The organism is Ruegeria sp. ABF4_144 (assembly GCF_056160045.1).
In genome coordinates this window covers 1,800,600-1,825,864 of record NZ_JBSWWK010000001.1, presented here as the reverse complement: position 1 = coordinate 1,825,864, position 25,265 = coordinate 1,800,600, and the positions used below count along the sequence as shown (strand labels likewise).

General features: G+C 58.3%; 20 protein-coding genes. 4 read left to right on the top strand and 16 right to left on the bottom strand.

Annotation, left to right across the window (positions count from 1 at the left end; all coding sequences use genetic code 11):
• Positions 1–70: 70 nt before the first annotated feature.
• Positions 71–2,680 carry a bifunctional lysylphosphatidylglycerol flippase/synthetase MprF gene (gene mprF / locus ACXAGD_RS09225; protein WP_475209930.1) on the top strand — a complete coding sequence of 870 codons (2,610 nt, stop codon included), beginning with the start codon at positions 71–73 and terminating at the stop codon, positions 2,678–2,680.
• Positions 2,681–2,683: 3 nt separating this feature from the next.
• Here the strand turns inward: mprF and ACXAGD_RS09220 are convergent, their stop codons facing one another.
• The 6 genes from ACXAGD_RS09220 to ACXAGD_RS09195 form a co-directional block, all read right to left on the bottom strand.
• Positions 2,684–4,246, bottom strand: a complete 1,563-nt coding sequence (locus ACXAGD_RS09220; RefSeq protein WP_475209928.1) for an efflux transporter outer membrane subunit — start codon at positions 4,244–4,246, stop codon at positions 2,684–2,686.
• An 11-nt stretch (positions 4,247–4,257) separates the two neighbouring features.
• Positions 4,258–5,403, bottom strand: a complete 1,146-nt coding sequence (locus ACXAGD_RS09215; protein WP_475209926.1) for an HlyD family secretion protein — start codon at positions 5,401–5,403, stop codon at positions 4,258–4,260.
• A gap of 21 nt (positions 5,404–5,424) precedes the next feature.
• Positions 5,425–5,787, bottom strand: a complete 363-nt coding sequence (locus ACXAGD_RS09210; protein ID WP_475209925.1) for a DUF3302 domain-containing protein — start codon at positions 5,785–5,787, stop codon at positions 5,425–5,427.
• A gap of 34 nt (positions 5,788–5,821) precedes the next feature.
• Positions 5,822–6,385 carry a disulfide bond formation protein B gene (locus ACXAGD_RS09205; protein ID WP_475209922.1) on the bottom strand — a complete coding sequence of 188 codons (564 nt, stop codon included), beginning with the start codon at positions 6,383–6,385 and terminating at the stop codon, positions 5,822–5,824.
• A gap of 10 nt (positions 6,386–6,395) precedes the next feature.
• Positions 6,396–6,551, bottom strand: coding sequence for a DUF5993 family protein (locus ACXAGD_RS09200; RefSeq protein ID WP_475209919.1), 156 nt, complete (start codon positions 6,549–6,551; stop codon positions 6,396–6,398).
• A 114-nt stretch (positions 6,552–6,665) separates the two neighbouring features.
• A complete protein-coding gene (locus ACXAGD_RS09195; RefSeq protein WP_475209917.1) occupies positions 6,666–7,427 on the bottom strand; it encodes a DeoR/GlpR family DNA-binding transcription regulator in 762 nt (253 codons plus the stop codon).
• A 189-nt stretch (positions 7,428–7,616) separates the two neighbouring features.
• Between ACXAGD_RS09195 and glpD the strand changes: the two genes are divergently transcribed.
• On the top strand, positions 7,617–9,203 hold the full coding sequence (glpD, locus tag ACXAGD_RS09190; RefSeq protein ID WP_475209915.1) for a glycerol-3-phosphate dehydrogenase: 1,587 nt from the start codon (positions 7,617–7,619) through the stop codon (positions 9,201–9,203).
• Positions 9,204–9,242: 39 nt separating this feature from the next.
• Here the strand turns inward: glpD and ACXAGD_RS09185 are convergent, their stop codons facing one another.
• The 3 genes from ACXAGD_RS09185 to metG form a co-directional block, all read right to left on the bottom strand.
• On the bottom strand, positions 9,243–12,380 hold the full coding sequence (locus ACXAGD_RS09185) for an efflux RND transporter permease subunit (protein ID WP_475209913.1): 3,138 nt from the start codon (positions 12,378–12,380) through the stop codon (positions 9,243–9,245).
• Between the two features lie 3 nt (positions 12,381–12,383).
• Positions 12,384–13,544 carry an efflux RND transporter periplasmic adaptor subunit gene (locus ACXAGD_RS09180; RefSeq protein ID WP_475209911.1) on the bottom strand — a complete coding sequence of 387 codons (1,161 nt, stop codon included), beginning with the start codon at positions 13,542–13,544 and terminating at the stop codon, positions 12,384–12,386.
• A gap of 269 nt (positions 13,545–13,813) precedes the next feature.
• Entirely contained in the window at positions 13,814–15,532 is a 1,719-nt protein-coding gene (gene metG, locus ACXAGD_RS09175; RefSeq protein WP_475209909.1) for a methionine--tRNA ligase, read from the bottom strand.
• A gap of 256 nt (positions 15,533–15,788) precedes the next feature.
• On the opposite strand from metG, the gene ACXAGD_RS09170 reads away from it, so the two are divergent.
• Both ACXAGD_RS09170 and ACXAGD_RS09165 read left to right on the top strand, forming a co-directional pair.
• Positions 15,789–16,505 (top strand): OB-fold-containig protein, encoded by a 717-nt coding sequence (locus ACXAGD_RS09170; RefSeq protein ID WP_475209907.1) that lies wholly within the window; start codon positions 15,789–15,791, stop codon positions 16,503–16,505.
• A gap of 33 nt (positions 16,506–16,538) precedes the next feature.
• Positions 16,539–18,200: a flotillin family protein gene (locus tag ACXAGD_RS09165; protein ID WP_475209904.1), complete on the top strand. Its 1,662-nt coding sequence runs from the start codon at positions 16,539–16,541 to the stop codon at positions 18,198–18,200.
• 30 nt (positions 18,201–18,230) lie between these two features.
• On the opposite strand, the gene ACXAGD_RS09160 is transcribed toward ACXAGD_RS09165, so the two are convergent.
• From ACXAGD_RS09160 to ACXAGD_RS09130, 7 genes are all read right to left on the bottom strand, one after another.
• Positions 18,231–19,451 (bottom strand): MFS transporter, encoded by a 1,221-nt coding sequence (locus tag ACXAGD_RS09160; protein ID WP_475209902.1) that lies wholly within the window; start codon positions 19,449–19,451, stop codon positions 18,231–18,233.
• Between the two features lie 71 nt (positions 19,452–19,522).
• Positions 19,523–20,119 carry a YceI family protein gene (locus ACXAGD_RS09155; RefSeq protein ID WP_475209900.1) on the bottom strand — a complete coding sequence of 199 codons (597 nt, stop codon included), beginning with the start codon at positions 20,117–20,119 and terminating at the stop codon, positions 19,523–19,525.
• Positions 20,116–21,330 (bottom strand): MFS transporter, encoded by a 1,215-nt coding sequence (locus ACXAGD_RS09150; protein WP_475209898.1) that lies wholly within the window; start codon positions 21,328–21,330, stop codon positions 20,116–20,118. The genes ACXAGD_RS09155 and ACXAGD_RS09150 overlap by 4 nt, the downstream gene beginning before the upstream one ends.
• Before the next feature lie 64 nt (positions 21,331–21,394).
• Positions 21,395–22,015, bottom strand: coding sequence for an ImuA family protein (locus tag ACXAGD_RS09145; protein ID WP_475209897.1), 621 nt, complete (start codon positions 22,013–22,015; stop codon positions 21,395–21,397).
• A 61-nt stretch (positions 22,016–22,076) separates the two neighbouring features.
• A complete protein-coding gene (locus ACXAGD_RS09140) occupies positions 22,077–22,658 on the bottom strand; it encodes a retropepsin-like aspartic protease family protein (protein ID WP_475209895.1) in 582 nt (193 codons plus the stop codon).
• Between the two features lie 41 nt (positions 22,659–22,699).
• Positions 22,700–23,320 (bottom strand): MarC family protein, encoded by a 621-nt coding sequence (locus tag ACXAGD_RS09135; RefSeq protein ID WP_475209892.1) that lies wholly within the window; start codon positions 23,318–23,320, stop codon positions 22,700–22,702.
• Positions 23,317–25,170 carry an ABC-F family ATP-binding cassette domain-containing protein gene (locus ACXAGD_RS09130; RefSeq protein ID WP_475209889.1) on the bottom strand — a complete coding sequence of 618 codons (1,854 nt, stop codon included), beginning with the start codon at positions 25,168–25,170 and terminating at the stop codon, positions 23,317–23,319. The genes ACXAGD_RS09135 and ACXAGD_RS09130 overlap by 4 nt, the downstream gene beginning before the upstream one ends.
• Positions 25,171–25,265: the final 95 nt, after the last annotated feature.

The window sequence follows — 25,265 nt, the reverse complement described above, 5'->3', positions numbered from 1 at the left end:
GTGCAAGAGTTCCTTCGCGCGGCCGGTCCGCGCGCGGGATCATTGCAGCACCTCAGAGCAGGGAAAAATTATGGCCACGCAGGAGACAGGTGAAGAACTCTGGGCGGTACGCTGGGCTGAGCGGATTACAGGGTTTCTCGAAAAACCCCTTGTCAGGATTGCGGTGCCGATCCTGGTCACCCTGATGGCGTTGGTGGTGCTGCACGAGCTGTCTCATCATGTGAAATGGGGGGACGTTCAGACGGATGTGGCGAATACGTCATGGAAACTGATGTTCGTCGCCTTCTGTTGGACCTGTTTCAGCTTTCTGTCGTTGTCTATGTACGATGTATTCGCCGTGCAGAGCGTGGCCGATGGAGAAGTGCCGTTGCCCGTCGCAGGAATGGCCGGTGCTAGTGGCTATGCTGTGTCCAACTGTCTTGGCTTTTCCTACATCACCGGTACGGCAATCCGGTATCGAATCTATGCCTCGCTCGGGCTGGATCTGAGCCGGGTTGCGGGCGTCATCGCTACCTCGTGGATCGCGTTTTGGTCAGGGCTGGTTCTGTTATTGGGCACGCTGCTGACCCTGCATCCCGACGGGATTTCCAACGTTTTACCCATCAGTGACACAACGGAAACCGTGATCGGGTTGTGCATGCTTGCCGCCCTTGCAACCTTATTTATCTGGCTTGCCAAAGGGGGACGCAAGCTGGCCTATGGCGGGCTTGGGTTCAACTTGCCCGGCGGCAAGCTGGCGGGTCTGCTGACCCTGGCCGCGATCGGAGATCTGTTTGGCGCTTCAATGGTGCTCTATACGTTGATGCCAGATGACCTTGGGGTCGGTTTTCCCTACTTCTTTACGATTTACATCGGGGCGATTGCAGTTGGTATCGTCAGCCATGCGCCGGGCGGGATTGGCGCGTTTGAGGCGACGTTGATCGCTGGCCTGGGCGCTTCGGGTCGTTCTGATGTGATCGCGGCTTTGCTGCTGTATCGGTTGGTCTATACTTTCTTGCCTTTCGTCATAGCCAGCCTGTCGATCGCAGTAGCCTCGGCGCTAACGCATCGGCACCATATCAGCGGCGCGGCGACGTGGGTATATCGTGCAATCCGCCCGATTGTACCAATGGTGGCCGCGGGCGTGACCGCGGTAGCAGGGATTATACTGCTTGTCTCGGGCGCCTTGCCGTCGAGCACGCAGAGCCTTGGTGCTTTGCGGGATTTCCTGCCTTTGTCTTTTGTCGAGGCCTCGCATCTGGCAGGCAGTGCGGTTGGGGTGCTGCTGATCCTTGTCTCGCGCGGGTTGTTTCGCAAGCTCTACCGCGCGTGGATCGTGGCAATGTTGCTGATGGTGGCCGGGTTTGTCGCCTCGCTGACCAAAGGTTTGGATACACATGAGGCAACCGGCATGTTGGCGTCGATCGCTATACTTGCCACCTTCCGCGGGGCCTTCTATCGCGTCAGCGGCGCCTCAATCTTTCGCTTGAACATTCCGTGGCTGGTCAGTGTCTTCGCCTTGCTGGCGGTCATCTTCTGGATCGGGCTGTTCGCATATTCTCATGTCGAGTACCAAAACGCCCTGTGGTGGGAGTTCGCGTGGAACGGCGACGCCTCGCGCTTTTTGCGGTCTAGCCTCGTGGTGGCGGTCATCCTTGGCGTGGTGGCAGTGAATTCTCTGTTCGGGCGGGAAATTCCGCAATTGCAGCGCACCGAGATTCCTCCGGCCGTTGAACGCCTTGCCTTGGAAAGCGAAGATACTGAGGCGCAGATTTCACTGACCGGGGACAAACAATTCCTTATTGCACCGGATGAAAGCGCATTTCTGGCCTATGCTGATACCGGTAATGCTCTGATCACAAAGGGTGAGCCAGTTGGTGAGGAAAAGGCCGGCCAGCAACTGATCTGGCAACTGCGCGAAATGGCGGATCGCGAGGGCAAGCTGTGCGCGTTCTACAGCGTGTCGACCAAGTACCTGCCAACCTTCCTGGACCTAGGCTTGTCGATCCTAAAAATCGGTGAGGTCGCACGGGTGCCGCTGAAAGATTTTTCGTTGGATGGCAAGTCCCGCAAACGGTTCAGGCAGGCCAAGAACCGGGCAGAGCGCGAAGGTTATGTGTTCGAGGTCATCCCGAAAGAAGAACTGATCCCGGTCTTGCCCGAACTGCGCAAGATTTCGGATGATTGGCTGCAGCAAAAAGCGGGCGAGGAGAAGGGGTTTGCCCTCGGCGGTTTTGACGAGAAGTACCTGTCTTACTTCGATCATGCCGTGCTGCGAAAAGGTGACACGGGCGAGATCGTCGCGTTTGCCAATCTGTTCCAGGGCGGAAACAAATCCGAACTGTCTCTGGACCTGATGAGGTACGAGCCGGACGGGTCGAATTTCATCATGGACGCTTTGTTTGCTGAGATGATGTCCTGGGGGGCAGAGCAGGGATTCCACTGGTTCTCGCTGGGGGCAGCACCGTTTTCAGGGATCGAAAACCGGCAACTTGCTTCGTTCTGGAACCGCGTCGGCGGGTTTGTCTATGAGCATGGCGAACAGTTCTATCACTTCGAGGGTCTGCGGTCGTTCAAGCAGAAATTTGACCCGGAATGGAGCCCTAACTATCTGGCCAGCCCCGGTGGACTGGCTGCACCGCGCATACTGTACGAAGTGAACATTCTGATTTCCGGCGGCCTGCGTGGCCTGACTAAGTAAGTCTTAATTTAGGCTGGCACCGGTTGGGTCCTGTTGCAGCAGATCGCCCCAATCGGTGCGATAGGCCATTTCGGCCAGAACGGTCTCTGGCAGGAACTCCTGATTCTGGCGGATCTGCCATCCGCCGCCGAGGCCTTTGTAAACAGCCACCAGATTGCTGGATACCTGCTGCCGCGCCTCGATCAGGTTGGCCTGCGACCGTAATAGCGCGGTCTGCGTGTTCAGGATGCGGGAATAATCGGCAACGCCATCCCGATATTGATCCACCGCGATCTCTGCCGCTTTGCGCGATGCGGTGACGCTGTTTTCATAGAACCCGACCTGTTTGCGCGATTGGGCGTACGCAACCATCGCGCTTTCAACTTCAGAATAGGCCGTCAGGACAGTGTTTTGGTAATTCGCAATCAAGGCCTGATAGGCTGCGTCTTGCGCGCGGACGTTGTTTTTGATCCGGCCGTAGTTCAGCACGTTCCAGACGACACCGGCATTTGCCAGACTGGTGGAACTGGCTGAGGCAAACAAGTCCCGACCGCCAGAGGCCTGCAGCCCGATGGACCCCGACAGAATGAACTGCGGATACAGATCGGCTATCGCGATCCCCACCTGAGCCGATTGCGTGGCCGCCGCCAGCTCGGCCGCGCGCACGTCTGGACGACGGCGCAGCAGTTCTGCCGGTACTCCTACAGCAATGTTGGAGCGGGCCGCAGGGATACGCCCGGAACTGCCCAGCAGACTGGTCATCCGCGACGGAGTGGTACCCAGCAAAACGGCCAACGCGTTCTTGGCCTGTTGAATGTCGCTCTCAAGTTCGGGCACCAGTGCCTTGGTGTTGTTCAGCAGGGCGGTAGATTCCTGCACGTCCAACTCGGTCGTCACGCCGTTTTTGAAGCGAAGTTCGGTCAGGTCAGCGGACTCCTGTTGCAGCTTGATGTTTTCACGTGCGACCGCCAAAGATTCCTGCAACGCGCGGATATTCACATACAGCGCCGCAACGTCTCCGGTCAGAGTTACCAGAGCGTCGTCGTAATTCGCGACCTGCAACGCCAAATTGGATCGTGCGGCCTGAACGCCTCGGCGTTGCTGGCCCCAGACGTCCAGTTCCCATTGCGCATCGAACCCAACCTGGGAGGTCGAAAACTCGGTATCGAGAGGAATGATCCGTTGGATATCCGAGATCGGCCCAAGATTATCGCTGATCTGGCGCCGTTCAATTGAGCCGCCGATAGCTTGCGATTGTGGATACAACTCTCCGAACGCGATCCCCAACTGCGCGCGGGCTTGCAGAACACGGGCTCCGGCCACTTGCAGATCAAGGTTTTGGGCATAAGCTTCGGCGATCAGCTTATTCAGGGTGGGGTCATTGAACGTCTCCCACCATTTAACCACCGGTGCGCTGCGCGAGGTCAGGCCGCTGGGACCTGCGCTGGGGCTGTTAACCTCGATCCATTCCTTCACGACCGGAGAGTTCGGGCGCACGAAATCCGGGCCGACTGGGGTACAGCCGACCAGCAGGGCCGCGCACAGGGCGGTGCCGATCAGTCTGCGGTGAAGCTTGGCCCGGGTCATGTCGTGCTTCCTCAAATATCCAGTGGTCGGATGAAGTTGGCGAAAGAATAGAGGCGGATATTGATGCGCCGCAGGAACTCAAAGCTTTTGCCCTGTCCGGTGTAAATCGCCACCGCCGCGTGCCCACCAGCAGGGAAGGTGTGACCGTCCGGAATATCGACCGATATCTGCACCGCGATGCGCCCCGGCAGCTTTGGCAACTCAAAGCCGGGCAGGCGGCCCGACGGCAGGTATTGCCCCTGACGAGTGGCCCACCAAATCGCCTCGACTTTACCGTTGAGAATCTCACCGGGATAAAGGTCTAACGCGACCTCGACCGGCTGACCAACTTCGACAAATTTCAGGTTTTGCTGGCGGTAGGTGGCAAGAATGTAGGGGTTGTCCTTGGTTACAAAGCTGGCAATCGCACCCAGACGGATATCACCCACAACCAGACCCGGGCGGGCCTGTTGCGATACGATCATGCCGTCCTCGGGTGCGTAAATTGTTGTGTTTTCAAGGAAATACTCGGCTTTCTCCAATTGCGCCTGCGCCTGAAGAATGCCTGTGTTTACCCCGTCAATCTGAGAATCCAGTGCCAGTTGCGCCTTTTCCAGATTGGCTTCGGCTTCATTGATTTGCGCCTGATCTTCGGTGACTTGTTCGTTCCAGCGATCCAGCTCATCCTGACGCGCACCGCCAGCAGGCACCAGAGTTTCATAACGCGCCTGCTGTGTCAGCGCATAAGCTAGCTGTGCATTTGCACGCTCGACGTTTTCACCCGCGACAATGACATCCTGTTCCAGAATCTTGGCATTCTGCTCGGCTGCGACCAGTTGCGCGGTGGCCTCCTCGACCTCAAGCGAAAATACGGTGTCGTCAAATCGATAGAGAGGATCGCCCTTAAGAACCGGTGTATTCGGTTCGACAAGCACTTCCGTCAGGATGGTCGGTTCGGTCAGCCGCGGCACGATCTGGATGGTCGAGCGGACAACGTGGCTATCGACAGAAAAGGGCTGAAAGAAGCGTAGCGCTACAAGAAACACCAGCAACAGGTGCGCGCCGATCCAAAAGGTGACGATACCCCATGTGATGTTGAATTTCAGCCATTGGACCTTGAAGAAAATGAACCAGACGAAAATGATGTAGAACAGCGTAATGCCGAGGGCGACGAACATAGTCTGTGAATTCCTTTGGCCTTAGCTTTTCTGAGTGTCTTCAGAGTCTAGCGGATCGCGGTATTCTTCATTCACCGAGCCACCCAACCGTTTGATTTCTTTTCGTATTGCGTCCTTTTCGTCGTCTGGCGTGCGGCGAATATCGACCGTGACGCCATCGTGGAACGCCCACATGAAGGCATGAACCCAAGGGACAACGGCCAGAAACCCCATCCAGCCCATGATCTTGACGGCCTCGGCGTGCGGATGGTTGCGTTTGATCGCGATCCGCCCCGGTAGCCCCATGATGAACAGAAATAGTGCCATCACCGCAGCCAGCAGCAAGATCAGCGCCACAAATGTCAGATAGTCGTAAAAGCCAAGCGGCTGTCCCAGTAATCCCATGCTCGTGCCTCCTTTTGGGAAGGTTGCCCCATCCTCAGCCGTTGCCACCCATTTCGTCAATCAATTTGTAGCTGGTGGGAGGGTCAGCGCAGATGCCGGGCCCACATTCTATCAAGGTCGAGACCGCGTTCAGGGCGGCCAGACCAAACATGACAAAAAACGCGGTCTTCGCCAGCACGCTACCGCCGAAACGAGGCTGAGGTTCGTCGTCGTATTGGCGGTCGAACATCAACATGAGCGCAGTGCCCAGCAGGATCAAGAAAAAGCAGATCGCCGCCCAGGTGTAATAGTGCAGCCCCAGCACGGGTGAGCCGTAATGCCCGGTTCCCGGCACGATATGCAGCAGGATCTGCCGCACAGCGACGCTGCCGCCAAACAACGCGCCAAGTAGCATGATGCCGTAGTTTCGAGGACGGGCGCCATACAGAAGGTTCAGCCCCAAACCCACGCCCACGGCGACAAAGCCAACCCGTTGCAACAGACATAAAGGGCAGGGTAGTTCATAGAGTTTCAACTGATAGACATAGGCCAGTAACAGCACGAGGCTGACTGCCAACATGCCAAGCGCGTTCAGCGTGCGAGAGAGTTCAGGTGTCATCCGGGCTCTCCTACAACTGGATCGTCAGTTGGCTGGTGGCGTGGAATTTTAGCCAATAGACGCTCAACGCCAGCGTGAAAAAGAACAGCACATTGGCGGCTGCGGTCCGATTGAAATAGTTCAGCCCCATAGTGGCTGTAAGTAACGCAAATAAAAGCGCTATCATGGCCCGGATCTCCCCTACCGTGCGACGATTGCAATATAAGCGAGTGTGTCAGGCGGTGACCGATCTGGCAAGAACCAGTGTCCAGGATTCACCTTTAGTGCGAATTACTTGACGTCAACCGCAGAGCTTTACTTGCGTCTGCCAATCCTTGCATTTGCGGGCCAAGTCGTTGCGCAAGGCGTGGTCGGAATAGAACACGTCCACCTCGGAGAGCGAGGCGATCCGCGCCGGCGCAGTGCGTTGGAATTTGGACTGGTCGGCCACAAGGCAGGTCTTGCGCGCCTGCGCGATGATGGTTTGACTGACGCGCACCTCCTGAAAGTCGAAGTCCAGAAGATCTCCGTTTGTGTCCAGCGCCGAGCAACCAATGATCGCATAGTCGAACTTGAACTGTTCGATGGTTGAGATCGTTAGGTTGCCGATCAACCCGCCATCCGAGCGACGCAGCACACCTCCGGCCACTACGATCTGACAATCAGGATTGTCGACCAGGATGTTTGCGACGTTCATGTTGTTGGTCACGACCATCAGGTCCTTGTGGTCCAGCATCTGCCGGGCGACGGCCTCGGTCGAAGTGCCGATGTTCAGGAATACGGACGCTCCATCAGGGATATCCTGTGCACAGGTCCGCGCGATGCGTGCCTTAGTGTCGGCATTGAGGGCGCGGCGGTCCTCGTAACCTATATTCGACACGCCCGAGCGCAGAACCGCACCGCCATGCACGCGGTCCAGTTTACCCATGTCGGCCAATTCGGACAGGTCGCGGCGAATGGTCTGAACCGTGACCTCAAACCGCGCGGCCAAGTCATCGACCATCACACGACCGTCCTGTCTGGCGATGTTTAGGATGTCGGATTGGCGAAAAGATAGGGACACGGTTGGCTCCAAATTGTGTTCTTTCGTTTTTGTTCTGTTTTTCGGGAAATTCAACAGATTGAGGCATCGAGCAGCAATATTTGGCAAAACTTGTGGTAAAACGAACATAAACGAAAACAAATATTGACGAAACGCGGGCCCTTAAGGTTAATAAGCGCGCGCTCTCCACCATTTGGGAATCATCCGGATATGACACAGGCACAGGATCAGGTCTTTGATCTCTTCATCATCGGCGGCGGCATCAATGGGTGTGGCATCGCGCGCGATGCAGCAGGGCGTGGATTGTCGGTGACACTGGCAGAGATGAACGATCTGGCCTCAGCAACGTCTTCGGCCTCCACCAAGCTGTTTCACGGCGGGTTGCGGTATCTGGAGTATTTCGAGTTTCGCCTTGTGCGCGAAGCGCTGATCGAACGCGAAACCTTGCTGCGGGCAATGCCTCACATCAGCTGGCCGATGCGGTTCGTGCTGCCGTATCACGAGGATATGCGCTTTGACTCGGAAACCCCGACCTCGCGCCTGCTCAGCACTGTGATGCCGTGGATGAAAGGGCGCCGTCCGGCATGGCTCATCCGTCTGGGCCTGTTTATGTATGACCATCTGGGCGGGCGCAAAATCCTGCCGGGCACGGCCTCATTGGACCTGAAAACTGCTCCCGAAGGACGACCGCTGCAGGACAAATTTGAAACGGCCTATGAGTATTCGGATTGCTGGATCGAGGATTCCCGATTGGTTGTCCTCAACGCCCGTGATGCCGAAGCACGCGGCGCGAAAATCTTGGTGCGCACCGAAGTTCTGTCGGCGGAACGTGTGGATGACTTGTGGCAAGTGACGCTCAGGGATCGAGACAGCGACGAGACGCGTGTGGTCCGAGCAAAAATGCTGGTCAACGCCGGTGGCCCATGGGTGGGTGACATCATCCAGACGAAAATCCGCGTGAACTCGCGCGAAGGCGTCCGGTTGGTGCGAGGCAGCCATATTGTGACCCGCAGGCTGTTCGACCACGACAAATGCTATTTCTTCCAAGGCGAGGATGGCCGCATCATCTTCGCCATTCCGTATGAGCGTGATTTCACGCTTATCGGAACCACGGATCAGGATCATTCGAATCCGTCCGAGCCTCCGGTCTGTACTGAGGCCGAGCAGGACTATCTATGCGCTTTCGCGACGAAGTACTTTAAGAAACCAGTGACCCGCGAGGAAATTGTGTGGACCTATTCCGGTGTACGCCCTCTGTACGATGACGGGGCCAGCAGTGCGACGGCAGCAACCCGGGATTACACGTTGAAGGTCGATGCGCAGGGCGGGGCGCCGGTGCTGAATGTCTTTGGGGGTAAGATCACAACTTACCGGCGTCTGGCCGAGAGCGCGCTGGAGAAAATAGCCGAACATTTCCCGGATCTGCCCGGTCCCTGGACGGCAGGAGTGTCCTTGCCCGGTGGTGATTTCCCTGTCGATGGGGTGCAGGATCTGGTCGCCGGGCTCGAGGCAGACTACGGCTTTCTGGACCGCGCCTGGGCCGAACGTCTTGTGCGAGCCTACGGTACTGAGTCGCGCGTTATTCTTGGGGATGCAGCGACGATCGAGGATTTGGGCGAAGGTTTTGGTGCCACGCTGACCGAGCGGGAATTACTTTGGCTGATGGACAAGGAATATGCGCGCTCGGCCGAGGACATTGTCTGGCGCCGCAACAAGCTGGGTCTGCGATTGTCTGCCGAACAGATCGGGCGGATTCAAGAGTGTATGGAACAGCGCAGCGCGCAAGCGGCTGCCTAAGAAAAAGCCCCGCCGGTCTGGCGGGGCATTTCGTTTGGATCAGGCTGTTTCCTCGGACGGGCCTGGATCGTTCTTCGTACCCTTGATCCACTCTCGCAGTCCTTGCATCACGGCATACAGAACCGGGACCAGAATGACGCCGATCAGTGTTGCTGCCAGCATCCCGCCAAACACGGCGAAACCGATGGCTTTCTGGCTGGCCGCACCCGCGCCGTTGGCCGCCATAAGTGGTACAACACCCAGCAGGAAGGACAGCGCAGTCATCATCACCGCGCGGAAACGCTGATATGCGGCCTCGGCCGCGGCTTCCTTGATTGACAGGCCTTTGGCCCGCTGCTCCATCGCAAATTCGACGATGAGAATGCCGTTTTTCGAGGCCAGCCCCACAAGCATGATCATCCCGATCTGCGTATAAAGGTTGATATCGCTCCCTACGATGGCCACGGCGGCCACCGCCCCGAACAAGGCGACGATCACCGACAACAGGATTGATACCGGCATCGTCCAGCTTTCATATTGCCCGACAAGGAACAGGTAAGCGAACAAGATAGCAAGCATCAGGATCACGATTACCAAACTGCCCGAAGCAAGCTGCTGCTGTGCCGTGCCGGTCCATTCAAAGGCATAACCGGGGGGCAGGGCAGTGGCGGATTCTTCGGTCATCACGTTGATCGCGTCACCCGACGAAAGACCCGGTGCCGGTACGGCCGTCACAGTGGCCGAGCGGAACAGGTTGTGGCGCTTCAGCAAGACCGGACCCAGCACGTTTTCAATGTCGACGAGCGTGCCCAGCGGGACCATCTCACCCTTAGTCGAACGGACGTAAAGGTTCGAGATATCCTCGACATTGTCGCGATAGCTACCATCCGCCTGGATCATTACGCGATAGACCCGACCGAATAGGTTGAAGTCGTTCACATAGTAAGACCCCAGCTGCGCCTGCATTGTCTGGAATATTTCGGCCACGGACACTTGCAGCGTCTTGGCTTTTTCGCGATCTAGATCAACAAACAGCTGCGGCACGTTTGCGCGGAAAGTGGTATAGGACTGTCCGATCTCAGGCCGCTGATTGGCAGCATAGACAAACGATCCGACCGCCGATGCCAAGTCCTGTGGCGTTCCACCGCCAGTCTGCTGAACTTCCATTTCGACACCGGCCGACATGCCCAGACCCTGAATGGGCGGTGGGTTGAAGGCCACGATCGAAGCCGCGGATTCTCCATTAGCAATTGCCAACACTTTGGCCAGGATGGCATCGGCGCTGAGGTCGTCATCCTGCCGTTCATCCCAGTTGGTCAGGTTCACAAAGATCGCCGCACCATTGGTGGTGGTCCCGTTCAGCAGTGAAAAGCCGTTGACCAAAACCGTGCTTGCCACTCCGGGAATTTCGCGGATTTGGTCATCCACACGCGCTGACACGGTTTCTGTCCGTTCCAGCGTGGCGGCGTCAGGCAACTGAATGTCCACGAAGAGATAGCCGTTGTCTTCCAGCGGAATAAACCCACTGGACGTGTTCGACATGATCGTAGTCGTTCCCATCGCAAGCGCGGCGATCACGCCAAGGGCAACCACCGGAAGGATCAACATTTTGCGCACGATGGCGACATAGCCGCCGCGCACGGTTCCGATGAATTTCTCAAACAGCGCCAACAGCCCTTTGGGCGGGCCAGACCGCGGTTTCAACACCAGCCCGCACAGCGCAGGTGACAAGGTCAGAGCGTTGATCGAGGAAATCACAACGGCGGTTGAGATTGTCACCGCGAACTGAGAATATAGCCGCCCTGAGATGCCCGGCATGAAGGTCACTGGCACGAACACGGCCAGCAGAACCAACGTGGTTGCAATCACCGGCCCGGTGATTTGTCCCATTGCTTTACGGGTCGCTTCGGCAGGGGGCAAACCTTCATCCGCAATGATCCGTTCAACGTTTTCGACCACGACGATCGCGTCATCCACCACGATCCCGATGGCCAGAACCAGCGCGAACAATGAGATGGTGTTCAACGACATGCCAAACGCCAGCAAAAAGGCGAATGTGCCGATCAGTGATACGGGAATTGCGACGGCTGGAATGATTGTGGCCCGCCAACTTCCAAGAAATACGAACACGACCGAGATCACCAGAATGAAGGTCATGATCAGGGTCGAAACCACGTCGCTCAGTGACTGTTCAACAAAATCTGTGGTGTTGAACGGCACCTCGTATTCCACATCCGTCGGGAAGGATCGGGACAGGCGTTCAAGTTCTGCCTCTACACGTTCGGATACGGCCAGAGCATTAGCTCCGGGGGCCTGATAGATGCCGATCACAGTTGCTGGAACCGCCTGGAAATACCCCGAGGCCGAGTAGAATTCTGCCCCCAGTTCCACCCGGGCAATATCCTTCACGCGCACGATTGAACCCGCATCACCGGTGCGGATGACGATGTCACCGAACTCGGCTGCCGAGGTCAGACGACCTTTGGTTTTGATGGTGTATTGAAAGGTCTGGCCTTCGGGCACAGGGGGCGAGCCGATGGAACCGGCTGAAACCTCGATATTCTGTTCGCGGATGGCGTTGATCACATCCCCGGGGGTGATGGACAAGGCAGCCATTTGATCCGGGTCCATCCAGATACGCATCGCGTATTCCAGATTGGTCAGAACATCCGCCTTACCAACGCCCTGAACCCGCGCCAGCGCATCTTTCAGGTTGATTGAGGCATAGTTCGACAAAAACACACTGTCATACGTGCCGTTGGGCGAAGTCAGCGTGACCAGCAGCAGCATGTTGGTCGATGCTTTCTGCGTGACCACACCCGAGGATGTCACCTCGGCTGGCAGCGACGACATCGCCTGCGCGACACGGTTTTGCACGTTGACCGAGGCGATATCGGGATCGGTGCCAACTTCGAACGTGATGTTTAGCGAGTAGGATCCGTTATCCGAGGATGTGGACGTCATATAGATCATGTCGTCCACACCGTTTACTTGCGCCTCAATCGGGGCGGCGACGGTGTTTTCCACGGTTTCGGCGTTGGCGCCGGTATAGGTGGTGGTCACACTGACCACCGGCGGGGTGATGTCGGGAAACTGGGCGACGGGCAGAACCATGTAGCCGATCCCGCCCATAATGGTTAGGACCAGCGAAATAACGAGCGCCAGCTTGGGCCGGCTAATGAACAGGGCAGAGAACATCGGTTACTCTCCCGGCTGCTCAGAGGCCACGACCGCATCCACGGCCACGCCCGGACGAACCCTTTGCAGGCCCTCGACGATCACGCTTTCTCCTTCGCGCAGCCCGTCTTTGACGATGACTGCCGTTCCTACGTTGTCGCCGGTGGTGATGTAGCGCTGTTCAACCATCTGCTGATCATTGACCACCAACACAAATTCGCCCCGTTGATCACGCTGCAGCGCGGCCTGAGGGATAAGTACTTCGAGAGTTGGTTCCAAAGCTTCAATCTGAACGCTCAAGAACTGACCATCGACGATCAGACGGTTGTCGTTGGCGAATTCGGCGCGAAGCGTGATCGCACCGGTAAGAGGATCGATACGGTTATCGACAAAAACAATCTCGCCGGTTTCATCCAGTTGTGTGCCATTGGGCAGCGTCAAATGCACGTTTGGGCTTTTGTTGCTTTCGGCCAGGGATGCGGCGCTTTCGCCATACTGTTCGAGGACAGTGGTGAATTGCTTTTCGTTCAACGAGAAATTTACATAAATTGGCGCTTCACTTACCAAATTGACAAGCGGAGGATTTGTCGGCCCCACAACATCGCCAACACTGGTCGCCACGCGACCGATCCGTCCGGTAAATGGTGCGTGGATTTTAGTGTAGCTCAGGTCTAGTTCAGCTTGCTGAATGGCAGCATTGGCGGCTTTGACCTCGGCCTCGGCGACAAGCTCTGTGGCACGGGCGGTGTCACGCTCTGCTTCCGGCGTGGCATCGCGTTGATACAGCTCTTCCTTCCGGGCCAAATCGATTTTGGCCAGTTCCAGATTGGCCTGGGCCCGATCAAGATCGGCCTTCCGCGCTTCTAAATTGGCCTCATAAAGATCTGGCTCGATTGTGAACAACAAGTCGTCCTTATTCACCAGGGCACCGTCTTCGACATCCTGGCTTTCCAAGAACCCGTTGACCCGGGCGACGATATCAACTTTGTCGATTGCCTCGGCGCGACCGATAAACACGGCTTCTTCGGTAATTTCTTCGGAATAGGCCGCCGCAATCGAGACTTTAGGCGGCGGCGCATCGCTTTGATCTTGCGCCACGGCCGCATGTGCCATGCCCACACAGACCAAAGCGGCAAAGGCTGGCCCGTAATAACGGGATTTGGAGTTCTTCAATGCAAGGGACATGGCAGGCGCCTCGTTAAAACTACGGGTTTTGCGCCAAAGCGGATTGGCCGCCCCGACGAGTCGATAGAATTCTGGATCAGGATGGCGCTTTTGCGCGTATATCTCAAGCTTCTTGAATACGAATTTTCAGTTCCGCTCTTCTCAGTTTTTCGCGCGATCAGACCAACTTAGCCCGGTTTTCTTAAGTCTGCATATCGAGTTTCTGGCCGCGACAACGAAAACGGGGGCCGTGCAGGCCCCCGTTTCCTTGTTCAGTTGTGAGTGTTCGATCAGTCGCGCGTTCCGGCAAACCGGGTCTGCCAGTCTTCGCGCTGCTCGTCAGTGACTTTAGCGAACAAAACGTCAGGCACGGTGAATTCATGTCCGGCGGGCAGGGCGCTGAGCGCGGCCTCGACATCTTCGGGCCAGCTGGCATCCAACGTGTTCATCGCACTCAGCATCTTGGCTGAGGTTTCGGGGATGAACGGGGCGCTGAGAACGGCATAGAGCCGGATCAGGTTCAGACCCAGACGTACTTGTGCAGCGGCATGTTCGGGGTCTTCCTTGAATGTCGACCACGGGGCAGCGGACTGCAGGTATTCGTTGCCGGCCACCCAAATCGCCCGCAGTTCCTGCGCGGACTTGCGGACATCCATCGCTTCCATATGCCCTTCATAGGCGCGGACGCGTTTGGTGAGTTCTTCAATCAGCGTCTTTTCACGTTCACCATAGCTGCCACCCTCAGGCACGGCCTCGCCAAATTTCGAGCGGCAGAACTTGGTGATCCGGCTGACAAAGTTGCCCAGGACGTCGGCAAGGTCTTTGTTCACCGACTGCTGGAAGTTCTCCCAGGTGAATTCACTGTCGCTGCTTTCGGGTGCATGGCTCAGCAGCCACCAGCGCCAGAAGTCGGCGGGCAGAATGTCCAGCGCCTGGTCCATGAACACGCCACGGCCCTGAGAGGTCGAGAATTGGCCGCCATCATAGTTCAGGTAGTTGAACGATTTCAGGTGATCGACCATCTTCCACGGCTCGCCCGACCCCAGAATGGTCGCCGGGAAAGACAAAGTGTGGAAGGGCACGTTGTCCTTGCCCATGAACTGGACATAGCGCACATCGTCGGCACCTTTGTCGGTACGCCACCAGCGCTCCCAATCGGCATCCGACTTACCGTTTGCATCCGCCCATTCCTTGGCGCAGGCGATATATTCGATTGGCGCGTCGAACCAGACATAGAAGACCTTACCTTCCATACCCGGCCAGTCCTGATCGCCTTTCTTGACGGGTACGCCCCAGTCCAGATCGCGGGTGATGCCACGATCCTGCAGACCGTCTCCGTCATGCAGCCATTTTTTGGCGATCGAGGTGGTCAGGATCGGCCAGTCGGTCTTGCTGTCGATCCATGCATCCAGCTGATCCTTCATCGCGGATTGACGCAGATACAGGTGCTTGGTTTCGCGCACCTCCAGATCGGTCGAGCCTGAAATGGCCGAGCGCGGCTCGATCAGGTCAGTCGGGTCCAACTGCTTGGTACAGTTTTCACACTGATCACCGCGTGCGCGCTCATAGCCGCAGTTAGGGCAGGTGCCTTCGATATAGCGATCGGGCAGGAAACGGCCATCGGCATTGGAGTAGACTTGCTTTTCGCTGACTTCGCGGATCAGGCCAGCGTCATCCAGCTTACCCGCGAAATGCTGGGTCAGTTTCTTGTTCTGCTCGCTGGATGAGCGGCCAAAGTGATCGAAGCTGAGGCCAAAGCGTTTGGCGATGTCCGCTTGAACGGTGTACATATCGGCGCAATACTCTGCCACCGGTTTGCCAGCTTTGGCAGCCGCCAGTTCTGCGGGTGTGCCGTGTTCATCCGTGGCGCATAGGAACATGACCTCATTTCCCCGGCCACGCTGGTAGCGCGCGTACAGATCGGCCGGCAATTGTGAGCCGATCAGGTTGCCGAGGTGCTTGATCCCGTTGATGTAAGGGATCGCCGAGGTAATGAGAATCCGAGCCATTTTGCGTTTCCACGTATCTATCTGCGCGCCCGTCTACCTTATGTGACCGGCCAGCAAAAGACCGGCTTTTAAATTGGTGTCGGTTTAGACATCTATACATGGAAAAAACATGCTGCTCCGAACTTCCCGATTGCATTAATCCGAGCCGCGGTCATACCCATAGGTTGAGAACCGGAATCACAACCTCTTGAATTTTAGTAATGACTTCCCATTTATATTGCATACTAATGTATACCAAAACGGGGACAGCCTGCTGATGTTCAGCTTTTTACTCGAGGGTGCGTTTGTGCCCTTTACCATTTCGCTTGCGCTTTTGTTTGGCCTTTTGGGGCTGGAGCTGGTTGCGCTTGTGTTGGGCGGAAGCCTGATGGCGGGTGAGGGCGAGGTTGATCTGGATATGGTCGACGCTCCGGATCTGGATATAGGCGATTTTGATCTGGATATCGATGCGGATGTAGATCTGGGCGAGTTTGAGCTGGCCGAGGTTGAGGTGGACGCGCCGGGTGCCGCGCCTTCGGGGCCAATGGCTTGGCTGGGTATTGGTAAGGTGCCGTTCATGATCTGGCTTGTTGTCCTGTTGGCGGGCTTTGGCCTGTCGGGCATCGGCCTGCAGTTGGCCTTGCGCGATCTTCTGGGCTTTGACTTGCCCAGTTGGATGGCCGCAATACCAGCCGGTGCCTTTGGTCTGTGGTTTGCGCGTGGCTTTGGGGCGGTCTTTGCTCGCCTGTTGCCCAAAACCGAGACCGAGGCGATGTCCGAGCGGATGCTGGCCCGCCGCCGTGGTACGATCACGCAAGGCACGGCCACACGCGGCCGCCCGGCGGAGGTGCGAGTGGTGGATCGGTTCGGCAACTCTCACTACCTGCGCGCAGAGCCGCTGCAGGACCAGGATGCGTTGGAGCAGGGCACCGAAGTGCTTGTTCTGCGCGATCGACGACGTGACCGGTTTGTTCTGGTCGGCTTGTCGGACTAACGAAATTTCAAACCCCATCTAGGAGGATTTTGCATGGAGCTTACTTTCCTGATCACTATAGTTGCGACCGTTCTGGCCGTATTGCTGTTCATCGGTCTTGTGCTTGGCAGGCTTTATCGACGTGCAACCCGCGAGATCAGTCTTGTGAAAACAGGTGCGGGCGGCAAGAAGGTTATCATGGACGGCGGCGTCATCATCGTGCCGCTGCTGCATGAGGTCAGCCCGGTCAACATGAAGACCCTACGCCTTGAGGTACAGCGCAGCGGTGAGGCCGCTCTGATTACCAAAGACCGGATGCGCGTGGATGTGGGCGTCGAGTTTTATGTCTCGGTCATGGCGACCGAAGAAGGCATTTCGCGCGCGGCTCAAACGCTTGGCGGTCGCACTTTTGACGTCGAGCAACTGCGCGAGATGATCGAAGGTAAACTGATCGACGGCTTGCGTGCCGTGGCCGCTCAGATGACCATGGACGGGCTGCACGAAAACCGTGCCGACTTTGTGCAAGAGGTGCAGAATGCCGTGTCCGAGGACCTGTTGAAAAACGGTCTGTCGCTGGAATCGGTCTCTCTGACTGCTCTGGACCAGACGCCGTTCGAAGCGCTGGACGAGAACAACGCCTTTAACGCCGTTGGTATGCGTAAACTGGCCGAAGTGATTGCGGTATCCAAGAAAGAGCGGGCGCAGATCGACGCTGAGGCCGAGGTTGAAGTGCGTCGCGCGGCCATGGAAGCGGAACGTCAGAAACTGCTGATCGAACAGGACGAGGCGCAGGCGCGTATTGAACAGACCCAGAAGGTTGAGACCCTGCGCGTGGCGCAAGAGGCCGAGATCGCTGCGCGAACCGAAGACTCGGTGCGGGAAACCGAACGTGCTCGGATCGCCCGTGAGGAAGCCATTCGTGCTGCTGACATTGAGCGTGAGCGCAAAATCCGCGAGGCTGAGATTTCGAAAGAACGCGAACTGGAAGTGGCCGAACAGGAACGCCAGATCATCATCGCGCAGAAATCCGAAGAGGAAAGTCGCGCGCGTGCTTCTGCTGACCTGGCCCGTGCCGAAGCAACCAAAGCGACCGAAGCGGTTGCGACTGCCCGCGAAGTGGCGGAAGCCGAGCGTCAGAAGCAGATCGCTCTGATCGAAGCCACCCGTGAGGCCGAGCGGCAGGCAACCGCGATCCGCCTGGCCGCGCAGGCTGAAAAAGAGGCCGCTTCTGACCGTGCCGAAGCCCGACGCGAGGAAGCGCAGGCCGAAGCGGACGCGCTGAACATTCGTGCCGAGGCCAAGAAGAATGACATGCTGGCCGAAGCGGAAGGTAAACGCGCGATTGTTGAGGCCGACAATGCTCTGTCCGCTGAACAGATCCGTATGAAGGTCGATATGGCGCGGATCGAAACCATGCCGTCGATCATCTCGGAAATGGTCAAACCTGCCGAAAAGATCGACTCGATCAAGATCCATCAGGTTGGTGGCATCGGCGCAGGTGCCGCTGGTGGGGCTGCCAACGGTGACAAGCCGGTGGTTAATCAGGCGCTCGACTCGATCATGGGCATGGCTGTGCAGATGCCCGCGCTCAAGAAGCTGGGCGAAGAGTTGGGCCTGTCGATGGAGAATGGAGTTGGTGGCGTCGTTAACGGAGCGCTTGAGCCGACGCCGGAACCCGTCGAGGTTCTGGAGGAAGAAACTCCTACTACCCAATAACAAGCGAGAGGGCCGGGATTTCCCGGCCCTTTATTCTTCGCGTGACCTCTTGAGCAACCGCCCGATAGTAAAAGAGGTACGCGGCGCATAGACATAGTTGGTCCGTTCGTCCGGCGTTGGGCGCGAGCGCATCCGGGCGACGCCGAACACAATCAGTGCCAGATGCCCCACGGCCACAAAGGCAAACAGGGCGCCGGGGCCGAATTGCTGGATCAACGTCGATGAGACATAGGGCGAGGCGATCGCGCCAAGCGCGTACCAGAACATGAGCGCAGCCGAAAGTTCCACCCTCTGTTCGGTGGTGGCAAAGTCATTCGCGTGCGCGGATGACAGCGAGAAGATTGGAAAGGTCGTCAGCCCGAAGAACCCGGCGGCGAGCATCACACCCAACGTGCCTGCGCCACTGGCGGCCATTGTGACGCCACAACTCAGCACTGCAGCTGCGGACAACCAGATCAGCACCCAGCGACGGTCATATTTGTCGGCCAGCCATCCCAGCGGGTATTGCGCCAAAGCACCGCCCAGAACAAACGAGGCGAGGAAAAACGCGATCTGATCGACCCCAAGTCCAACCTCTTGCCCGTAAACCGGACCGACCATGCGGAAGGATGCTGAACTGAGCGCAGCGACGATCACCCCGGCCACAGCCAATGGCGAGCATTGCCACGCCAGCCGGGGGCGCAGTCTTGGGGCGCTCGGGGTCTTGGGTTGGGTGGCGCGGGTCAGGGCCAGTGGCAGCAGCGACGCACAACAGAGTATCGCAAGCAGGTTGTACGACACATAAGATGCGGGTGGCAGCACGGCGATGATCAACTGCGCGCACAGCGAGGCCCCAAGATCGGCAATGCGGTAGGTGCCCATCGCGCGGCCTCGGGTTTCGTTGGTGACCTTCGCGTTCAACCAGGCCTCGATCACCGTGTAACACCCGGCGACGCAGGTGCCCGAGGCGATCCTGAGCACAGCCCAGACTTGCGGGTTCTCGGTCAGCGTATGCCCAAGCAGACCCATCGCGCCCAAGGCCGTGCAGACGGCAAATGCGCGCGAGTGGCCAACGCTGCCCATCAGGCGCGGTGCCCACCAGCAGCCGATGAAGAACCCGATGAAATGGGCCGAGCCCAACAGACCAATCTGCTCGGTCGTGAAGTTCAGCGTCAGGCCCGAGATGGCGTCCAGCGGTCCGACGCCGCCGGTGGAAAGCTGCAGCAGAATGACGGAAAGAAAAAGGGCGGCAAAGGAAATGATCGTGCGCATGATGAGCGTAGCTTTACTCAATAAACCTGCAATGCGCGCGCCTTATCGACGCGTAGGCGTCGTTTTTTTGCCTATCCGGCCTTTTTGATCTCAGCCCGGATGTCCAGCCCGACCGTATCCTGCACCAGATCGTCATATCCCGACGCGCCAAAGTCGTGGCGGTTCAGCCCGCCGGTCAGGCGGATGGACAGCATGTCGAGATTGTCCGACGCGCTGCCTGAAGGGCGAAAGAGGTCAGCTTGTAAGGTGATGGGTTTTGTCACACCACGCAGTGTCAGATTGCCGGTGATCTTTGCCCCGCGTGAGATACGCCCGCCTTCACCCAACTGCATCCGAGTCGATACGAAATGAATGGTCGGAAACTGCGCGACATCCAATACGCTTGCGCCCAGCATTGCGTTCCTGGCGAACGGCAACTTTGTGCGGGCTTCGGCGGCGTTTAGGGTGACATTGACACGGCTGTTGGTCAGATCGCTCAGGTCGATCCGGATATCGGCCGAGTGGATTGGCATCGTACCCGTCTGGGCAAGGCCAGACAGGTCGAAGGTAAAATCAACGGATGTTCCCTTGGGCACCAGAACATAAGGGTTCAGGCCCGCATGGGCTGGGCGAGTCAGGGTCAGGGAGGCAATTCCGGCCATAAGAGTACGCCGGGTTAAGTGGGTCATGCTACGGCCTCCTGTCTTCGGGGGCGCGAGCGGTTCAACAGCACCAAAAGGATGGCGATGTTCAATCCGTTCCAAAGGAGGCCGTTAACGAAGGCCAGTTGATAGTTGCCGGTAACGTCGTAAATCCAGCCGGACATCCAGCCCCCCAAGGCCATGCCCATGATTGTCATCATCAGAACGAATCCAACACGTGCACCTGCTTCTTGCGGGGGCATGTATTCTCGGACCACGAGGGCATAGCTGGGCACGATGCCGCCCTGCGCCAGCCCGAACAGCAGGCTGATGACGTAAAGCGAGACCATCCCGTCATAAGGCAGGAATAGGAACAAGGCGATGCATTGCAGGACCGAACCGATCAGCAACGTCTTCACTCCGCCCAGCTTGTCGGCAACAAGGCCCGAGATCACCCGGCTGACCACGCCTCCCAGCAGCATAAGCGACAACATCTCTGCCCCGACCGCAGGACCGTAGCCCAGACCGACACAGTACGAGACGATATGAACTTGCGGCATCGACATCGCCACGCAACAGCCGATCCCAGCCAGACCCAGAATGTACTGTAGGGCGCGCGGCGAGATTCCGACGCTGCGGGCATTGATCTGCGCGTTGGCGGCGGCGGTGCTGTGCGCCTCGACCGGGACCTGACGGCGCAGAAGGAGGGACAGCGGAATAACCACAACCAACGTCATCACGGCCAGCGTCAGGTAGACGTGTTGCCAGCCATCGCGAGCCAGAATGCCGGACAGTATGGTGGGCCAGATTGCGCCGGACAGGTAATTTCCGCTGGCCACCAGTGCGACGGCAATCCCACGCCGTCGCATGAACCAATGCGAAATGTCCGCGATTAAAGGGCCAAACCCAATGGATGCGCCCAAGCCCATCAACAGATGCGCCACCGAGAGCATCAGCATGTTCGGGGCCAGGGTCGCCAACAGATAACTGGTTGCGCTCAGTGCAGAGGCCCCGATCAACGCTTTGGTCACGCCCAGTCGGTCCACCAACTGCCCCAGCCACATGTTCCCAAGCGCAAAGCCGATCATGGCGAGCGTGTAGGGCATCGATACCTCGGCTCTTCCGGCGTTGAACTGTGCCTCGACGTCCGGCATCACCACGACCACCGCCCACATGCCGGCATTGGCCACTATCGCAATCGCGAGCGTGACCAGCAGGCGAAGCCAGGAATAGCGGCTGTCATGGATCGGATGGCTCATACGGAAACGCTAGGGCCGGGGTCGGGCTTTGGCCAGTCACATGTTTTGTGATCCCCGTGAGGTGTCACACCAAAACATCTTGCGTTCCGATCCGTTGCAGGTTCAGCCCGGCACGCGGTTTGGTCTGGGTGGCTTGCCAACTGACCGGGGGCAGGGCGCGGGCGCGGCTGCGGGTCAGGGTCCAGCGGCGGGCCTCTGCCTGATGGCTCGCGGCCATATGCCAGCGGGTCTCGACCCCCTGCGCGCCGCCATCGCCGGGCGTCAGCAATAAGCCCAGCGGAGCCCGCCCCATCGCACCACCCTGTTCGGCGGCCAAGTGCATCCGTCGCACCGGTGTCAGTGCCGGCGCACCGGGCAAGTCGCCTATGATTAACGGGATCGCTCCGCTGCGCAGCGCCTCTTCCATGCACCACAGCAGATCCTCGGCGCGGGTAGGGCGGACGAAGATGAACCGGGCGGGATCGGCAAAGGGCATCATCCCGTCGGGGTTCAGCTGGCCGGACTCCCACGCGGGCGAAATCCACAGCACCGGCCCCTGCGCCTGACCGGCCAGCCACATGGCAAAGCTGCGCCGGGCAGGACCGCAAGCCTCGTGCACGCGGCCCAGTTGCAGGGTGATCTGCGGGTGTAGGGCCAGCCCGGGGGCCTCACGCGCGGGTTTGCGACCAAGAAGGTTTGTAGACATGCCATCAGTCTAGCATGTTCTTATTTTGTTCTCAATCAAGGAGTGTTGCAGGGGCCCCAAATTACCGGGACAGGATCATACGCCCATCGGTGAACTGGATATTCGAGAACCGATGCAAGTAGTCCATGCCCAACAGCGACTGTCGCAAATCACCTTCGTTGACCCAAGCCGCAACGCCGTGGTCAATGATCGGACCCAGCTCAAGACTGTCCAGCCGGATGGGCGCGGTGCGTACCTCTCCGTTCGCAGTCGACGCGCGGCCGAGGTAGTTCAACTGGTCGGGGTCAATACCAATGAGTCTGGCGTCCTGTTCGCTGAACACAATCTGGCTGGCACCGGTGTCAACGAGGAAGGTGATCGGCTCTCCGTTCACCAGAACCGGCAGGTAATAGTGGCCGTCATAGGCACGAGGCACCTCGATGGTCTCGCCGGTAACAGTCATCTGCGGGGCGGGGCCTACGGTCGAACGGATGTCTTCCCACAAGCCAACAACGGCGATGGCGCCAACGAAAATGAACACCCAGGCCATGGCCTGCTGCATGGTCTTGTTCAGAGACTGGCGATTCTGCGAGACGAACCACGCCACAACGGCCGCGCCAAGCACGACCAGATAAACCAAACGTCCAATGTTGTCGCCGTCCATACCGTTACCCTTACCACATTCACTTTCAGTTATATGGGGATTTATGAGGCAAAACCAAAGGCCTTCAGGCCATCCAATATGAACTGGACCGACAGTGCTGCCAGCAACATACCAAGCAACCGGGTCAGCACATTAAGGCCGGTCTTGCCCAACGCGCGGGCAATCAGGCCGCCCGACAGAAAGAAGGTCAGAACGACGGCCATCACCGCCAGCATGACGATGCAGGCCTCGAAGATGCCCAGAATGCCCGGATGCTGCCCGGCCAGCAGAATGATCGTTGCAATCGACCCCGGCCCGGCGATTAGCGGAATAGCCAGTGGAAACACCGAGGGGTCGGGATGTTCTTCTTCCTCGGCTCTGTCCTCGCGCCGTTTGGTGCGGCGTTCGAACAGCATGTCCAGCGCGGTCAGGAACAGCAATGCACCACCGGCCACTCGGAAGGCGGGCATCGAGATGCCGACAAAGCCCAGAACGGCCTCGCCGAAGGCTGCGAAGGCGATCAGGATGAAGACGGCCGTCAGGCAGCTTCGGATCGCCGTTTTTCGGCGGGTCTTTGCGTCCATGTCCTGAGTCAGCGCCACGAAGATTGGAGTGGTGCCAAACGGGTCGATCACCACGAACAGGGTGGTGAAGGCAGTGATAAAAAAGGCAAGATCCATCATGCGGCATTCTCGGCGTTTTCAAGACGTTCGGCGGCGGCGACCCACAGGGCCTCGGCCTTTTGCATGGCTTCGACGACCTCGGCAAATTTGCGGTTCCAGGTTTCCAGATCGTTGATCTTGTCATCCTCGTACAGCGCGGGGTCTGCCAGCTTGGCCGAGAGCTTGTCGTGCATGTCCGACAGTTTTTCGATCCGGTCTTCGCATTTGCGCAGATCGGCGCGTAGGGCCAGCATTGCTTCGCGCGAGGGGCGCTTGGGCTTGGCGGTTTGCGGTTTCTCTTTGACCGGCTTGTCGCGGGCCAAAAGCATGGTGCGATAGGCCTCGAGGTCCCCGTCAAAGGGTTTGACCGTGCCATCCGATACCAGCCACAGCCGGTCCGCCACCAGCGACAGCAGGTGCATGTCGTGGCTGACCAGAACCACGGCACCGGAATAGGCGGTCAACGCCTCGACCAGCGCTTCGCGGCTTTCGATATCCAGGTGGTTGGTCGGCTCGTCGAGGATCAGCATATGCGGCGCGTCGATGGTGGCGATCAGCAGCGACAGGCGTGCTTTCTGGCCGCCAGACAGCCGCCCGACCAGCGTTTCCGCCTGATCCGCATTCAACCCAAACCCGGCCAGACGGGAACGCCACTTGCCCGGAGCTTCATCCGGGCGCAGGCGACGCAGGTGGTCCAAGGGTGTCTCGTCCACATGCAGCTCATCGACCTGATGTTGTGCAAAGTATCCGATGCGCAGCTTGTTGCTGCGGGTCATCTTGCCAGCCATCAGGGGCAGTCGGTCTGACAGAAGTTTGGACAGGGTCGATTTGCCCTGACCGTTCTTGCCCAGCAGCGCGATCCGGTCGTCCTGATCGATGCGCAGGTTCAGACGGCGCAGTACTTCGGTCTCGCCATAACCGGTCACGCCGCCTTCGATCTGGATGATTGGTGGCGACAGCTCTTCGGGTTCGGGGAAAGAGAACGCGCGTAAGGCGGCTTCCTGAGGGGTCGAAACCAGTTGGATACGTTCGATCATCTTCAAGCGCGATTGGGCCTGCACCGCCTTGGAGGCTTTATAGCGGAAGCGGTCGACGAAACTCTGCAGGTGCGCGATGCGGGCCTTGGCCTTGGCATTCTCGGATTCCGCTTGCGCAAGACGCTCGGCGCGGCGCTCGGCAAACTTGTCATAGGGCACCGCGTAGTAGGTCAGCTTCCGATCTTCCAGATGCAGGATCGACCCTACCGCACGGTTCAGCAGCCCGCGGTCGTGGCTAATGATGATCACCGTGTGGGGATATTTCGCCAGATAGCTTTCCAGCCAAAGCGCGCCTTCGAGGTCCAGATAGTTGGTCGGTTCGTCCAACAGAAGCAGATCGGGTTGGGAAAACAGTACCGCCGCCAATGCGACGCGCATCCGCCAACCGCCGGAGAAATCGGAACAGGGGCGGAGTTGGTCTTCGTCATCGAAGCCAAGCCCTTTGAGGATCGAGGCTGCCCGCGCCTCAGCCGACCATGCGTCGATATCGGCAAGACGGGTCTGGATATCGGCAATACGTGCAGGGTCTTCGGCGCTGTCAGCCTCGGCCATCAGCGCGCTGCGCTCGGTATCGGCGGCCAGAACCGTGTTGATCAGCGATACGTTGGACGAGGGCACCTCTTGCGCAACCCCACCAATTCGCGCCCGTTTCGGCAGCACGATATTGCCCGATTCCAAGGCCAGCTCACCCCGGATCAGGCGAAACAGAGTGGTTTTACCAGTGCCGTTCCGCCCCACCAGACCAACCTTATGGCCGTCAGGAATGGTGGCGCTGGCGCCGTCAAACAGGGGGCGGCCTTCGACCGCATAGGTGATGTCTTCGATCCGTAGCATGAGCCGCTCATAACAGAGCATCCCAGACGCCGCCAGCGGGTTGGCATGTTCAATCTGCGGCCAGTGTGTTAGCGCTGGTCCGGTTGGTTTTCGAC

Bases quoted from the DNA above. Each gene is read 5' to 3' on its own strand.
- ACXAGD_RS09165 (WP_475209904.1), top strand. From the start codon at position 16,539: ATGGAGCTTACTTTCCTGATCACTATAGTTGCGACCGTTCTGGCCGTA.
- ACXAGD_RS09140 (WP_475209895.1), bottom strand. From the start codon at position 22,658: ATGGACGGCGACAACATTGGACGTTTGGTTTATCTGGTCGTGCTTGGC.
- glpD (WP_475209915.1), top strand. From the start codon at position 7,617: ATGACACAGGCACAGGATCAGGTCTTTGATCTCTTCATCATCGGCGGC.
- ACXAGD_RS09150 (WP_475209898.1), bottom strand. From the start codon at position 21,330: ATGAGCCATCCGATCCATGACAGCCGCTATTCCTGGCTTCGCCTGCTG.
- ACXAGD_RS09220 (WP_475209928.1), bottom strand. From the start codon at position 4,246: ATGACCCGGGCCAAGCTTCACCGCAGACTGATCGGCACCGCCCTGTGC.
- ACXAGD_RS09215 (WP_475209926.1), bottom strand. From the start codon at position 5,403: ATGTTCGTCGCCCTCGGCATTACGCTGTTCTACATCATTTTCGTCTGG.
- ACXAGD_RS09180 (WP_475209911.1), bottom strand. From the start codon at position 13,544: ATGTCCCTTGCATTGAAGAACTCCAAATCCCGTTATTACGGGCCAGCC.
- ACXAGD_RS09130 (WP_475209889.1), bottom strand. From the start codon at position 25,170: ATGCTACGGATCGAAGACATCACCTATGCGGTCGAAGGCCGCCCCCTG.
- ACXAGD_RS09170 (WP_475209907.1), top strand. From the start codon at position 15,789: ATGTTCAGCTTTTTACTCGAGGGTGCGTTTGTGCCCTTTACCATTTCG.
- mprF (WP_475209930.1), top strand. From the start codon at position 71: ATGGCCACGCAGGAGACAGGTGAAGAACTCTGGGCGGTACGCTGGGCT.
- ACXAGD_RS09135 (WP_475209892.1), bottom strand. From the start codon at position 23,320: ATGATGGATCTTGCCTTTTTTATCACTGCCTTCACCACCCTGTTCGTG.
- ACXAGD_RS09205 (WP_475209922.1), bottom strand. From the start codon at position 6,385: ATGACACCTGAACTCTCTCGCACGCTGAACGCGCTTGGCATGTTGGCA.
- ACXAGD_RS09160 (WP_475209902.1), bottom strand. From the start codon at position 19,451: ATGCGCACGATCATTTCCTTTGCCGCCCTTTTTCTTTCCGTCATTCTG.
- ACXAGD_RS09200 (WP_475209919.1), bottom strand. From the start codon at position 6,551: ATGATAGCGCTTTTATTTGCGTTACTTACAGCCACTATGGGGCTGAAC.
- ACXAGD_RS09155 (WP_475209900.1), bottom strand. From the start codon at position 20,119: ATGACCCACTTAACCCGGCGTACTCTTATGGCCGGAATTGCCTCCCTG.
- metG (WP_475209909.1), bottom strand. From the start codon at position 15,532: ATGGCTCGGATTCTCATTACCTCGGCGATCCCTTACATCAACGGGATC.
- ACXAGD_RS09210 (WP_475209925.1), bottom strand. From the start codon at position 5,787: ATGGGATTACTGGGACAGCCGCTTGGCTTTTACGACTATCTGACATTT.
- ACXAGD_RS09145 (WP_475209897.1), bottom strand. From the start codon at position 22,015: ATGTCTACAAACCTTCTTGGTCGCAAACCCGCGCGTGAGGCCCCCGGG.
- ACXAGD_RS09185 (WP_475209913.1), bottom strand. From the start codon at position 12,380: ATGTTCTCTGCCCTGTTCATTAGCCGGCCCAAGCTGGCGCTCGTTATT.